The organism is Geobacillus thermoleovorans, assembly GCF_001610955.1.
In the GTDB taxonomy this organism is placed as follows: domain Bacteria; phylum Bacillota; class Bacilli; order Bacillales; family Anoxybacillaceae; genus Geobacillus; species Geobacillus thermoleovorans.
Window position 1 is genome coordinate 403890 of the sequence record NZ_CP014335.1, and the last position, 12640, is coordinate 416529.

The window sequence follows — 12640 nt, forward strand, 5'->3', positions numbered from 1 at the left end:
AAATCAAAGAAAATCCACGTAATTAGTCGGATATATAGCGGCCAAACGGCAATTCGGCGGCGAAAATCCTTCCTTGCATGAATCAGAAAGAGCGGGAGAAAGGGTGCCCCTTATTTTACTAAAGATCTTCTTTAGCTGGAATTGGCACTTTGCTATAGGCGGCAGGTTGACGGAGTTCATTGAGCCAATTCCTCCCTCACTCCCGAGCAACGTATGCAACGCATGTCATTTAATTGATTAAAATTTTAGCACAATTGACGATAATGTCAATCATAGTTTTTCGATAGGAATTGTTTTTATACGAAACAGCTGCATTGCCTGCCTAGCAGCAGATGGGAGCGTTATTTTTTGCGCAGGCTTCCGAGCTCTTCGACAATCGCCTGCATTTCGCTTGGGCTGAACGTCTCGCGTTTCATCACCATCTCGTAAATGTCTCTCAACTCATCGTACCATTCCTCGGAAAAATGGGACGGCTTGATGGCATCCAAGTTCAGCACTTTCAACTTTTGCTTCAACTGTTCGATCATGTAGGCGACGTTTTCCGCCGACCGTTTTGATAAATCCATTCGTTTACTCCTTTCATGGCAAGTTACTATGTATTGTACCATAGGTGCAGGAAGAATGGGGAGAGATTGCCTGGCTTGCTTTTCTGATGAAAAACGGATGATGTGGTAAAATGTAGGTGCACATGCATAGTGCCAGTCTAAAAGGTTGGTGAAACACCTCGTTTTCTTCAAAATGGTTGTCGTGAACGCGCACAAAAGTTGTTGGCCCATTCGCACACGCTCCCCCGCTGGAGTTGTTTTTTCGTTACATCCCCGTCCTTCTAGGGACAAAAAGGGCTAGATGAAAAGAAATGAAGGAAAACTAACGGTGGAAAGCACCGTGGACATAGAGAGAGGGGTGGCTGTTTGGATGATTAAAGTGCTGTTTGTTTGTCTTGGAAACATTTGTCGCTCGCCGATGGCGGAAGCGGTCTTCCGTCATTTGGTGAAAGAGCGGGGGCTTGACGGTCTGATTGCCGTTGATTCGGCGGGAACAGGCAGCTGGCATGTCGGTGAGCCGCCGCATGTGGGGACAAGAAGGGTTTTGACTGAAAATAAGATCGACTACTCCGGCATCCGCGCCCGGCAAGTGAATCATCGTGACTTGGAAGAATTTGATTACATCATCGCCATGGACGCAGCCAACTTGAACGATTTGCGCCGATTGGCTGGATCCCGTTCGAAAGCGGTGCTCGCCCGGTTGCTTGACTTTGTTCCCGACCGGGAAAAAGACGATGTGCCTGATCCGTATTATACCGGGAATTTTGCCGAAGTGTATCGCCTCGTCCGCTCAGGGTGCGAGCATTTGCTTGAGAGGATCATCCGCGACCATCGACTTGGTGTGGAGGAAACAAAATGACTTTGAGGGCGGCGCACCCGTCTAGGGAAAAACGGGGAAGGAGGGCAGCCGATGGTCGTAAATTTGGCGTTCATCCGTGAGTTGGCCCGCCGTTTTACGGAAGATGAAATCCCGCGTTTGTCGGCGGAATTGGCGTATTACTTTCTTCTGTCGCTCTTTCCGTTTTTGTTGTTTTTAATGACGCTGTTGGCGTATTTGCCGATTCCGCATGAAGATGTGCTTGCGCTCGTGCGGCAATACGCCCCGAAAGAGGCGCTTCACCTCATCGAGACGAACGTTTATCGTCTCATGAATGAGCAAAATGGGGGATTGTTGTCGTTTAGCATCATCGCAGCTATTTGGTCAGCGTCTAATGGCATGAGTGCCATTATGAGGGCATTCAACCGCGCTTATGATGTGCAAGAAGACCGGCCGTTTTGGATCGTACGCGGGCTGTCGATTGTGTTGACGCTCGGCATGATCGTTGTCATCATCGTTGCCCTCGTGCTTCCGGTCTTCGGGCGGATAATCGGGCTGTTTTTGTTCTCTGCTCTCGGGTTGTCGCAACAGTTTTTGGAGGTTTGGAACGCGTTTCGTTGGGTGACGAGTTCGCTGTTATTGTTTGCTGTCTTTACTGCCCTTTATTATTTCGCGCCGAACAAACAGCTTCGCTGCGTCAACGTCGTGCGCGGCGCGCTGTTTGCCACCGCCGGCTGGATTGCGGCGTCGCTGGCGTTCGCGTATTATGTCAACAACTTTGCCGATTACACGGCGATGTATGGCAGCCTTGGCGGGATGATCGTGTTGATGGTTTGGTTTTATTTGTCCGGCATGATTCTTGTCTTGGGCGGGGAACTCAACGCCATGTTTGACTGTGAGCGCGAAGGGAAAAGACGGCAGCGTTAGCGTGCATAAACGGTGCCGAGGCGGGATATCGTAACAATGCAGGGGATCTTGGCATAGGGGGGATCAAGATGACGAAACATACGAAAAAAGACGGGGGCACGAAGCAAAAAGGAAAAAACAGACCAAAGCATAAGACGAGTGGCAGTGCCAACGGCCAAAACGGCTATCATTGAAAGAAGCTGCCTCAAAAGGTGGTTCTTCGTTCAACATAGCACAACATATTGTAATATTGTGCCCCGGCGGTCGTTTTATGTGTATAGATGGAAATCAAAAAAAGGTGCCCTTCCCTTTTTGGAGGGCACCTTTCCTTTCATGCAAACACAGGCGCATCGAGCCGCCGCCGCTTTATTCAACGATTTCTTCGTGATGGTGGTAATAGCGCTCATAAATGTATTCAATTTCTGCATCGGTCATATAGGCGAGTTCCTCGCGCGACAATCCCCGCACTTTTTCGATAAACTCGATCATATTTTTCCGTTCCGTTCTGCTCATGATCGCCACTCCTTTATACTGTTTTAAAACAGAAACTTGATATCTTGGTTTTATTATATAACAGAGGGAACAAAATGGTCAACGATTTTTTTGAAAAAAATAAAAAACAAAAAACGGTCAAGCCGCTGTTTCCTGTTCCCGGCGGCTGACGAGGCAAATGGCCGGAACGAGGAGGACAGCGCTGACCGCAAGGAAAAAGGCGCGAGCAGAGAGATCAACCACGCTGCCGGCAAGCGGCGGGCCCGTCATGCTGCCGAGACTGTATAGCATCCCGCACAACAAATTGCCGGCGGGAAGCAGCTCTTTCGGCAACAGGTCGGTCATATAGGCGATGCCGAGCGAGAAGAGCGAGCCGGTAAACATGCCAGCGGTGAACAAACAAGCAGCCAACCCAACCGTGGACGCACCGACAGTGAGGGCAATCAAAAAACAACCGGCGCCGGCCAAGAGTGCACCGGTGATGATCTCGCGCCGCCCGAACCGGTCGCTGAGCGCTCCGAGCGGAAGCTGAAAGATGATGCCCCCAAGCGAGAAGCATGGCAAGATGAAGGCGATCTGCTCAGCGCTCATCCGCTCACGCAAGGCGTACAGCGGGAAGATGGAATGGACAGCCGCTTCTAAAAAACCGTAGGCAAACGGCAACAAAAGCGCTGGCCATGCCTGTTTCCAAGCGCCAATAAACCGACCGGCCGCCGACGAAGAACGTTCAAGCGGCTTTGGTTTTTCGTTCGGCAGCCAAAAGACGCCGATCCAACCGGCGAAACTAAGGAGAGCAGCTAAATAAAACGGAAGCGCCTTCTCGACCGAAGCGAGTGAAGCCAACAGCGGGCCGATGGTGAAGCCGAGGCCGAACGCCCACCCATACAGCGACAATCGCCGTCCGCGTTCAGTCGGCGGCGAAAAGTCCGTAATCCATGTTTGTGTCGCAAAATGAAGCATATGATCGCCGATGCCGATGGCAAAGCGAAGAACAAGCCAAAAGAAAAGAGAAGGAAAAAGTGGAAAAAGAATAAGCGAACATATTACAATGAAACCACCAAGGAGAATGAGGAGCCGATAGCCATAGCGTCTCAGCGGCCGTTCCAAAAATGGCGAAATGGTCAAGACACCGATATACAGGGCGGCGGCGTGCGCCCCGTTAACGGACGAAGAGACGCCGTTTTCATCAAGAAGCATCGCCAAAAGCGGCAGCAACATCCCTTGCGATAGACCAGAGACGGCGACAATCCCGGTTAAGATGGCAAAACGCATCGTGCATCCCCATTTCAGTTGAAATCGCAGGCCAATCAAACAAGCGAGGCCGGATGTTTCCCAGGGCGAATGAATGCCCTTATCCATCGTACATAGAAACGGCGGTCAATGCAACGAAAACAATCAAGAGGAAAGGTGGAAGAGAAATGAACAAGGTGTTTGCTTGGATGACATGGATCGGCGTGCCGGTGTCGGTCATCGGCGGGTTTCTTCATTGGCCGACTGTCTTGATGTTTGTGCTGTACTGTTTGACGATCATTGCGCTCGCCAGCTATATGGGGCGAGCGACGGAAAGCTTGGCGATCGTCGCCGGACCGCGCATTGGCGGGCTGTTGAACGCGACGTTTGGCAACGCGGTCGAGCTGATCATTTCCATTTTTGCCTTGCAGGCTGGACTCGTTGACGTCGTGCTCGCTTCCTTAACTGGTTCGGTGCTCGGGAACTTGCTTTTGGTGGCTGGGCTATCGTTTTTTGTCGGCGGACTAAAATATAAGCGGCAAGAATTCAACATTTATGATGCTCGTCATAATGCCGGGCTGCTGACTTTTGCTATCTTCATCGCTTTTGTCATTCCGGAAGTGTTTACCATGCATATGAATCACAGCGAACAAGTCGCGTTGAGCGTTGGCATTTCGATCATCATGATCTTGCTTTACGCCGCTGCCCTTTATTTCCGGCTTGTCACCCATCGCGGCGTATATCAGCATAAATCAGAAGAAGTGGAAGAACATGAAGAGCCCGAATGGGGCAAAGGGAAAGCGACCGCCATTTTGGCGCTGGCGACGGTTGCGGTCGCCTATTTATCGGAACGGCTCGTTCATACGTTTGAAACGGTCGCCGAGTCATTCGGCTGGAGCGAGCTGTTTATCGGGATCATCATCGTGGCCATCGTCGGCAATGCGGCGGAGCACGCTTCCGCGGTGATTATGGCGTACAAAAACAAAATGAATGTCGCGGTGGAAATTGCCGTCGGCTCGACATTGCAAATCGCCATGTTCGTTGCGCCGGTGCTTGTGCTCGTTTCGCTTTTGTTTCCGGAAAAAATGCCGCTTGTCTTTTCACTTCCTGAGCTGGTGGCGATGGCTGCTTCCGTCCTTTTGATGATCGTGCTGTCAAATGATGGTGATACGAACTGGTTTGAAGGAGCAACATTGCTCGCTGCCTATACGATCATGGGCATCGGTTTTTACTTGCTGTAAGTGACTGCATCCGGGTATTCGCCGTCCGGGTGTTTTTTTGGCGGGTGCGGGAAGTGGGGCGCCAAACGGGGAAAATTTTCACCGCCGCGGATAAACGGCGCATTTTGAAAGAAACTAACAGTGAATAACGTGGGAAGAAAGGAGTGAAGACGATGAAAAAGTGGGCTGTTTCGCTGTTCGTGAGCGTGCTTCTTCTTTATGCGGCGGCGTTTTCGGCGCTGGCGGCTGCCGGCAAACCGGCGCCCGGTGCGGTGATTGATATATCGAAAGAAAATACGTATCCGAACCCGACACAAGATTTGCCGCATTTGGAACCGAGCTCGTTTACAAAACAGCTGTTAAGATCGGCGAATGTGAAAATTGAGAATCCCGAATTGATCCATCTCTTTAATGAATCTTCGGCGACCGACACGCCATGGGCCGTTGGCTATCGAGCGACGATTTATTTAGGCCAATGGCCGCTCAATTACCAGTCGATCGAAACGTCGACGAACTGGGAATATCAAAAGGTCAACACGAATTTCCTTGATAACCGCGGCGGCGATACGGCGCAAAAGTTGTACTATAAACAAGAAATGCAAAAATACGTCCGCGGCGGGTTGACGGTGAAAGTGCCGAATGAAGACGCGGTTAAGCGGATGATGTTAAACAAAGCGATGGAAAAGACGAACTTGCCGCTCTCTTTCAGCACGGTTGTCGGCCTTGGCACGAAAAAAGACCAACCGTACAACGTACCGGCGAAAAAAATAGGTTATTTGTACGCGTACGCTCCGGCGGTGAATGAAAAAGGGAAAGTAACATACGGGGAAGTGTACGTCGTGCTCAAAGGAAACAAAAAGAAAATTGTCGTCAAAAACGTGACGACAAGAGGGGTTGGGGCGTGGATTCCGGTGCAGGATCGCCTGTACATGTCATATGTGGTGAGTGAACAGCCAAGATAAAACGTCAAGGAAAAGCTCCTTGACGTTTTTTATCGGCCAATGCGCGCGGACCGCTTCGTAAAATCGACGCCGCGGTAATACGTCTGCTTCACAAGGACGTTCGGTCCGAGGCAGCGTGCCGACGGGCAGTGGCAAAGAAGCTCCCTAGCAAGCTTTGAGCGCCGCCATTTGTCATACACGTCTGGCAGCGAATCGTGAATGATGTTGCCAAGCGGCGGTTCATCACCGAAATCGGTGACGATGACATCGCCGGTGAAAATATTGACATTGAGCCGTGAACGTCCGTCTGGATCGTTGCGCACGGTGACGTTTTTGCTTTCATACAGCCGCTTCAATAGGCGCACATCTTCTTCGTTGTCGCTGCACGGGTAAAACGGCAGCGTGCCAAACAGCATCCAGACGTTTTCGTCGCGAATGTCAAGCAAATGGTGAATCGCTTCGCGCAATTCGTCCAAGCTCAACGTCTCTAAAGCGCTGGCAAAATCGCTCGGATACATCGGATGGATTTCATGGCGCCGGCAACCCATTGCCTCGACAACTTGGCGGTGGATCGTTTCCAAGTGGCGGACGGTTCGTTTGTTTAACATCGTTTCCGCCGATACCATCACGCCGGCATTTGCCAGCGCTTTTGCATTGTCAAGCATGCGCTGGAAGTATTTCTCGCGTTGGGCGCGCGTCGGCTTCCGCTCCATCATGGCAAAACCACCTTCGACAAAGTCGTCGATCGTCCCCCAGTTGTGCGAGATATGGAGCACATCCAAATACGGAATGACTGGTTCATAGCGAGACAAATCCAACGTCAAGTTCGAATTGAGCTGCGTCCGCACCCCGCGCTCGTGCGCGTAGCGGAGAAGGGGAACGACGTATTGTTCGACGGATTTTAATGACAGCATCGGCTCGCCGCCGGTGATGCTTAATGACCGCAAATGCGGAATTTCCTCGAGCCGGCGGAGCAACATATCAAGCGGCAGCGCCTCGGGATCTTTCATTGTCAACGTATAGCCAACAGCACAATGCTCACAGCGCATATTGCAAAGCGTCGTTGTGGTAAACTCAATATTCGTCAGTTGTAGTTTTCCATATTCTTCAATATCGACGTACGCTTCCCAAGGGTCATACGCCGGTGTAATGGCTGGCATGGTGGATGAGCGCATGGTCTTCTCCTCTTTCCATTCAAAGTCCCAACGTTCATTATCGGCAACAGTCACTCCGCTTGTCAATCGTTTTGGCCGCTGATCCTCTATCCCATTCCTATGAGGCGGGCGGGGGACTGATGAGACAGAAAAGAAAGATTTTTTCCATAACCGAGAAAAAGCAGTATAATAGAAGAAGATGAGACAACTGCCAATAGGGCGATCCAAAAGGAAAGGGCGTGGAATCAGCATGGAAAAATTCCAGCAAAGCATGTATGACTTGATCGTTGAGACATCAACGAAGCTGCCGAAGGACGTTCGCCGAGCGATCGCTCGAGCGAAAGTGCGCGAAAACGCCGGCACGCGGGCGGCCATGGCGCTCGATACGATCGTCGAGAACATTCAAATGGCGGACGAAAACGTGTCGCCGATCTGTCAGGACACCGGCTTGCCGACGTTTAAAATCAAAGTGCCGGTCGGCGTGAATCAAATCGAAATGAAAAAAGCGATCCGCGCCGCCATTGTCGAAGCGACGAAAAACGGCAAGCTGCGTCCGAACTCGGTCGACTCGCTCACCGGCAAAAACAGCGGCGACAACTTAGGGGAAGGCGTGCCGGTCATCAAATTTGAACAATGGGAAAACGATTACATTGACGTTCGCCTTATTTTAAAAGGCGGCGGTTGTGAAAACAAAAACATTCAATACAGCCTTCCGTGTGAACTCGAGGGGCTCGGCCGCGCCGGCCGCGACCTTGACGGCATCCGCAAATGCATTTTGCATGCGGTGTACCAAGCGCAAGGGCAAGGATGCAGCGCCGGCTTTATCGGCGTCGGCATCGGCGGCGACCGCTCATCGGGCTATGAGTTGGCGAAAGAGCAGCTGTTCCGTTCGGTCGATGATGTCAATCCGATTGAAGAATTGCGCCAACTCGAAGAATACATTATGGAAAACGCCAACAAACTTGGCATCGGCACGATGGGCTTTGGCGGCGAATCGACGCTGCTTGGCTGTAAAATCGGCGTTATGCACCGCATCCCGGCGAGCTTCTTCGTTTCGGTCGCCTACAACTGCTGGGCGTTTCGGCGCATGGGCGTGAAAATCGACCCGGCGACCGGTGAGATCATCGAATGGCTGTACCAAGACGGCGAAGACGTCGATTTTGCAAAAGAGTTGGAAAAAGCGGAAGCAGCCGCGGCGCTTGAACAAGGCGACACACGCGTCATCGACCTTGTTCCGCCGCTGTCGGAAGAACAAGTGCGCCAGCTTCGCGTCGGCGACGTCGTCCGCATCAGCGGCATCATTTACACCGGCCGCGATGCCATTCATAAATATTTGATGGACCATGACGCGCCGGTCGACTTGAACGGGCAAATCATTTATCATTGCGGCCCGGTCATGTTAAAAGATGAAGAAGGCCGCTGGCACGCCAAAGCTGCCGGCCCGACGACAAGCATCCGTGAAGAGCCGTACCAAGGCGACATCATGAAAAAATTCGGCGTTCGTGCTGTCATCGGCAAAGGCGGCATGGGCGCGAAGACGCTGCAAGCGTTAAAAGAACACGGCGGCGTGTATTTGAACGCGATCGGCGGCGCGGCGCAATATTACGCCGATTGCATCAAATCCGTGGAAGGCGTTGATTTGCTGGAGTTTGGCATCCCCGAAGCGATGTGGCATTTGCGCGTCGAAAACTTCACTGCTGTTGTCACGATGGATTCGCACGGCAACAGCTTGCATGAAGATGTGGAAAAATCGTCGCTTGAAAAGCTGGCTCAGTTCAAAGAGCCGGTGTTCAAGTAAGAAGGAGAGCTGAATTTCAAGCACATGGCTATTGGTATTCAAACAAGCTGATCCCGTTTTCTTCTCTGTCCCCAAAGCGTTTGCTTTTGGGGCCTTTTTTTGCAAAAAATGGCGCGCGTAAAGCGGTCAGGGGTGAAAACAATAAGAAAGAGGAAAAGATGGCGGCCAAGGAGGAACTAGGCATGAGATGGCTCATTTCTCTCGTTTTAGCGCTCGCGCTTTTTCCCGCCCCTGCTTTTGCCATAAGCAATGCGCCGATCCATTGGGGATTTAAGAGAAGCGAAAACCACGAGCCCCCATCGGCGGGAAAAGAGCTCGATGAACTGCTCGCCAAATATGACGCCTTTTATTTAGGCGACACGAGCGAAAAAACGATCTATTTAACATTTGACAACGGGTATGAAAACGGCTATACGGCGCAAATTTTGGACGTGTTAAAGGAAAAACATGTGCCAGCCGCCTTTTTTGTCACTGGTCATTATTTGCAAACAGCGCCCGATTTAGTCAAACGGATGGCGGCGGAAGGGCATATCATCGGCAACCATTCATGGCACCATCCCGATTTGACGGCGGCAAGCGAAGAGCGGTTCCGTGAAGAGCTGGAAAAAGTAAAAGAAAAGACCGAGGAATTGACCGGGCAAAAAGGGATGGCGTACCTTCGCCCGCCGCGCGGCATTTTCAGCGAACGGACGTTATCTCTCGCCCGCGACCTTGGCTATTATCACGTCTTTTGGTCGCTTGCGTTCGTCGACTGGCAAACTGACCGCCAGCGCGGCTGGCAATATGCTTACGACCAAATCATGAAACAAATCCATCCGGGGGCGATTTTGCTGTTGCATTCCGTGTCCAAAGACAATGCCGAAGCGCTGCCGAAGGTGATCGACGACTTGCGCAAACAAGGGTATACGTTTGCCAGCTTAGATGAGTTGATGGTGAAAAAGATGGGCCTCCATCCGCGGCTGTTTCGCCCATAAGCCGCTTTCATCACTTGAGCGCAAAAGTGGTACGAAACGTTGTGTGTTGGACCATTCGAAAACCCGCCTCGTTCTGTCAACCGAACCATATGCCGCTGCCTCGTCCTGCCAACAAGTTGGTTCGACGGGGCGTTTTTCGTTATAATAGGGGCACGGACAAATGAGAAAGGTGAGAACGATGTGGAAGCAAACGATTACCGTGCCCGCGCCGTACGATTTTGCGCATGCGTTGGAGCGATTGGCGCTCGATCCGCTGCTGGCGGTTGATCTAGAGCGGCAGCGCGTCACCGTGCCGCTTCATCTCGATGACGTAAAGGTGCCTGTCGTGGTGGAAAGCATCGGCGCGAAAGACGCCCCGCGCTTTATCGTGTCGGGGCCGCATCCCGAGCGGCAACAGGAGATCATCGAACGGATTTCTCATCTGTTTCAATGGCGGACGCCCCTTGCCTCGGTGCACGGCTACTTTCAGGCGACCGAGCTGGCGCCGCTGTTTGCCCGTTATGAGGGGCTGCCGTTGGTGCTTGATTTTGATTTGTATTTTTGCCTCGTCAAATGTTTGATCCACCAACAGCTTCATCTCAAAGTCGGCTATCGGCTCACAGAGCGGTTTGTGAAAACGTTCGGCGAGGAGCGGGACGGCGTTTGGTTTTACCCGCGCCCAGAAGAGATCGCGGCCCGCTCGTACGAGGACTTGCGCGCCTTGCAGCTGAGCGGGCGGAAAGCCGAATATATCGTCAATGTGTCGCGCCTCATTGCCGAGGGGAAGCTGCGGCTTGATGAACTCGAGCAGATGGAAGACGGCGAGGTGATGGAGAGGCTGACCGCCGTGCGCGGCATCGGTCCGTGGACCGTGCAAAATTTCCTCCTCTTCGGCCTCGGCCGCCCAAACGTCTTCCCGCCGGCGGATATCGGTTTGCAGCGGGCGGTCGAAAAATGGTTCGGGCTTCCGAAGCGGCCGACCACAAAAGAGATGGCGGCGCTTGGCGAACGATGGAAGCCGTACGCCAGCTATGCGGCGCTTTATTTATGGCGAAGCATTGAATGAGAGGGACCGATATGGCAAAGCAACAAATGAACATCAAAATCAAAAAAGGCGAGCAATTTCCCGTGACGATTCAACGGATCGGCATTAACGGCGAAGGGGTCGGTTATTTCCAAAAACAAGTCGTCTTCGTCCCCGGCGCCTTGCCGGGTGAAGAAGTCATCGTTGAGGCGACGGACATCCACCCAACCTACGCCGAGGCGAAAATCAAGCGCATCCGCAAGCGCTCGCCAAACCGCATCAAGCCGCCCTGTCCGCTCTATGACCAGTGCGGCGGCTGCCAGTTGCAGCACTTGGCGTACGAGGCGCAGCTCGAGGCGAAGCGCGACATTGTCATCCAGGCGCTCCGCCGCCATGCCCGGCGCCTCGATGTCGACAAGCTTGACATCCGCCCGACGATCGGCATGGACAACCCGTGGCATTACCGAAACAAAAGCCAGTTTCAAGTTGGAATGAAGGAAGGGAAGGTGCTCGCCGGCCTGTACGGCCTCAACTCCCACCGGCTCATCGATTTATCGGAATGCCGCGTCCAGCATCCGCAAACGACGCGCGTCACGAACATCGTGAAAACGATTTTGCAAGACTTGCACATCCCGATTTACAACGAGCGGACAAGAATGGGCGTCGTGCGGACGATCGTCGCCCGCGTCGGCTTTCATACCGGCGACATCCAGCTTGTGCTTGTGACAGCGACAAAAGACATTCCGCGCAAAGAGCTGTTGATCGAGGAAATCCGCCGCCGTCTTCCAGAAGTGAAATCGATCGTGCAAAACATCAACGGCGAAAAAACGTCGCTTATTTTCGGCGACGAGACAGAAGTGCTCGCCGGCGACGAATACATTCAAGAAACGCTCGGCGATTTGTCGTTTGAACTGTCGGCGCGCGCCTTTTTCCAGCTCAACCCGTTGCAGACGGTGAAATTGTACGACGAAGTGAAAAAAGCGGCCGCCCTCACCGGAACGGAGCGGATCGTTGACGCTTACTGCGGCGTCGGCACGATCGGTTTGTGGCTTGCTCGCGATGCCAAAGAAGTGCGCGGCATGGACACGATTCCGGAAGCGATCGAAGACGCGCAAAACAACGCCAAAAAGCATGGGTTCACCAACACGCACTATGTCGTCGGCAAAGCCGAATATTGGCTGCCAAAATGGGTGAACGAAGGCTGGAAGCCGGACGTCATCATCGTCGACCCGCCCCGCGTCGGCTGCGACCGGGCGTTGCTTGAAACGATTCTCCACGTCCGCCCGAAAACAGTCGTCTACGTCTCATGCAACCCGTCCAGCCTCGCCCGCGATCTCGATGCCTTGGCTGCACAATATCGCGTCGACTACATCCAACCGGTGGACATGTTTCCGCACACGGCGCATGTGGAAGCGGTGGCGAAATTAACGCTGCAATTTTGACACTCCACACGTCTTCAGCCGTGTGGAGTGTCAATGGAAAATGAAATCGGGTTCTTCCACTCCTTTTTGGGAGAAAGAAGAGAGGGAGAAAAAGTGGGGGAACCCTTGGAAAAGCAAG

At 52.6% G+C, this 12640-nt stretch carries 12 protein-coding genes and 1 riboswitch; of the genes, 8 read left to right on the top strand and 4 right to left on the bottom strand.

Annotation, left to right across the window (positions count from 1 at the left end):
* Window positions 1-107: 107 nt before the first annotated feature.
* A riboswitch (SAM riboswitch) is annotated at window positions 108-212 on the bottom strand.
* A 129-nt stretch (window positions 213-341) separates the two neighbouring features.
* Complete coding sequence (locus GT3570_RS02065) at window positions 342-566, bottom strand: DUF1128 domain-containing protein (RefSeq protein WP_011229922.1); 225 nt, start codon at window positions 564-566, stop codon at window positions 342-344.
* 349 nt (window positions 567-915) lie between these two features.
* On the opposite strand from GT3570_RS02065, the gene GT3570_RS02070 reads away from it, so the two are divergent.
* The gene (locus GT3570_RS02070) at window positions 916-1404 is read left to right on the top strand and encodes a low molecular weight protein-tyrosine-phosphatase (RefSeq protein WP_013146347.1); all 489 of its coding nucleotides are present in this window, start codon (window positions 916-918) and stop codon (window positions 1402-1404) included.
* Window positions 1405-1455: 51 nt separating this feature from the next.
* Window positions 1456-2289: a YihY/virulence factor BrkB family protein gene (locus tag GT3570_RS02075; RefSeq protein WP_011229924.1), complete on the top strand. Its 834-nt coding sequence runs from the start codon at window positions 1456-1458 to the stop codon at window positions 2287-2289.
* Between the two features lie 345 nt (window positions 2290-2634).
* Here the strand turns inward: GT3570_RS02075 and GT3570_RS02080 are convergent, their stop codons facing one another.
* Together GT3570_RS02080 and GT3570_RS02085 are read right to left on the bottom strand one after the other, a co-directional pair.
* On the bottom strand, window positions 2635-2781 hold the full coding sequence (locus GT3570_RS02080; protein ID WP_011229925.1) for a BH0509 family protein: 147 nt from the start codon (window positions 2779-2781) through the stop codon (window positions 2635-2637).
* Between the two features lie 117 nt (window positions 2782-2898).
* Complete coding sequence (locus tag GT3570_RS02085) at window positions 2899-4032, bottom strand: MFS transporter (protein ID WP_020279480.1); 1134 nt, start codon at window positions 4030-4032, stop codon at window positions 2899-2901.
* Window positions 4033-4178: 146 nt separating this feature from the next.
* Between GT3570_RS02085 and cax the strand changes: the two genes are divergently transcribed.
* Both cax and GT3570_RS02095 read left to right on the top strand, forming a co-directional pair.
* A complete protein-coding gene (gene cax / locus GT3570_RS02090; RefSeq protein WP_011229927.1) occupies window positions 4179-5231 on the top strand; it encodes a calcium/proton exchanger in 1053 nt (350 codons plus the stop codon).
* A 152-nt stretch (window positions 5232-5383) separates the two neighbouring features.
* Window positions 5384-6172 carry a YfkD famly protein gene (locus GT3570_RS02095; RefSeq protein WP_011229928.1) on the top strand — a complete coding sequence of 263 codons (789 nt, stop codon included), beginning with the start codon at window positions 5384-5386 and terminating at the stop codon, window positions 6170-6172.
* 29 nt (window positions 6173-6201) lie between these two features.
* On the opposite strand, the gene yfkAB is transcribed toward GT3570_RS02095, so the two are convergent.
* Window positions 6202-7326 (bottom strand): radical SAM/CxCxxxxC motif protein YfkAB, encoded by a 1125-nt coding sequence (yfkAB, locus tag GT3570_RS02100; RefSeq protein WP_011229929.1) that lies wholly within the window; start codon window positions 7324-7326, stop codon window positions 6202-6204.
* Window positions 7327-7555: 229 nt separating this feature from the next.
* Here yfkAB and GT3570_RS02105 point away from each other — a divergent pair, with 229 nt between their 5' ends.
* From GT3570_RS02105 to rlmD, 4 genes are all read left to right on the top strand, one after another.
* Window positions 7556-9103 carry a fumarate hydratase gene (locus GT3570_RS02105; RefSeq protein WP_062898370.1) on the top strand — a complete coding sequence of 516 codons (1548 nt, stop codon included), beginning with the start codon at window positions 7556-7558 and terminating at the stop codon, window positions 9101-9103.
* A gap of 182 nt (window positions 9104-9285) precedes the next feature.
* On the top strand, window positions 9286-10077 hold the full coding sequence (gene pdaA, locus GT3570_RS02110) for a delta-lactam-biosynthetic de-N-acetylase (RefSeq protein ID WP_047757539.1): 792 nt from the start codon (window positions 9286-9288) through the stop codon (window positions 10075-10077).
* Window positions 10078-10255: 178 nt separating this feature from the next.
* A complete protein-coding gene (locus tag GT3570_RS02115) occupies window positions 10256-11122 on the top strand; it encodes a DNA-3-methyladenine glycosylase family protein (protein WP_014194896.1) in 867 nt (288 codons plus the stop codon).
* Window positions 11119-12522, top strand: coding sequence for a 23S rRNA (uracil(1939)-C(5))-methyltransferase RlmD (gene rlmD / locus GT3570_RS02120; RefSeq protein ID WP_020279474.1), 1404 nt, complete (start codon window positions 11119-11121; stop codon window positions 12520-12522). Before GT3570_RS02115 ends, rlmD begins: the two co-directional genes overlap by 4 nt.
* Window positions 12523-12640: the final 118 nt, after the last annotated feature.

Bases quoted from the DNA above. Each gene is read 5' to 3' on its own strand.
- GT3570_RS02065 (WP_011229922.1), bottom strand. From the start codon at position 566: ATGGATTTATCAAAACGGTCGGCGGAAAACGTCGCCTACATGATCGAA.
- GT3570_RS02075 (WP_011229924.1), top strand. From the start codon at position 1,456: ATGGTCGTAAATTTGGCGTTCATCCGTGAGTTGGCCCGCCGTTTTACG.
- pdaA (WP_047757539.1), top strand. From the start codon at position 9,286: ATGAGATGGCTCATTTCTCTCGTTTTAGCGCTCGCGCTTTTTCCCGCC.
- GT3570_RS02115 (WP_014194896.1), top strand. From the start codon at position 10,256: ATGTGGAAGCAAACGATTACCGTGCCCGCGCCGTACGATTTTGCGCAT.
- rlmD (WP_020279474.1), top strand. From the start codon at position 11,119: ATGAGAGGGACCGATATGGCAAAGCAACAAATGAACATCAAAATCAAA.
- GT3570_RS02095 (WP_011229928.1), top strand. From the start codon at position 5,384: ATGAAAAAGTGGGCTGTTTCGCTGTTCGTGAGCGTGCTTCTTCTTTAT.
- GT3570_RS02080 (WP_011229925.1), bottom strand. From the start codon at position 2,781: ATGAGCAGAACGGAACGGAAAAATATGATCGAGTTTATCGAAAAAGTG.
- yfkAB (WP_011229929.1), bottom strand. From the start codon at position 7,326: ATGCGCTCATCCACCATGCCAGCCATTACACCGGCGTATGACCCTTGG.
- GT3570_RS02070 (WP_013146347.1), top strand. From the start codon at position 916: ATGATTAAAGTGCTGTTTGTTTGTCTTGGAAACATTTGTCGCTCGCCG.
- GT3570_RS02105 (WP_062898370.1), top strand. From the start codon at position 7,556: ATGGAAAAATTCCAGCAAAGCATGTATGACTTGATCGTTGAGACATCA.
- cax (WP_011229927.1), top strand. From the start codon at position 4,179: ATGAACAAGGTGTTTGCTTGGATGACATGGATCGGCGTGCCGGTGTCG.
- GT3570_RS02085 (WP_020279480.1), bottom strand. From the start codon at position 4,032: ATGCGTTTTGCCATCTTAACCGGGATTGTCGCCGTCTCTGGTCTATCG.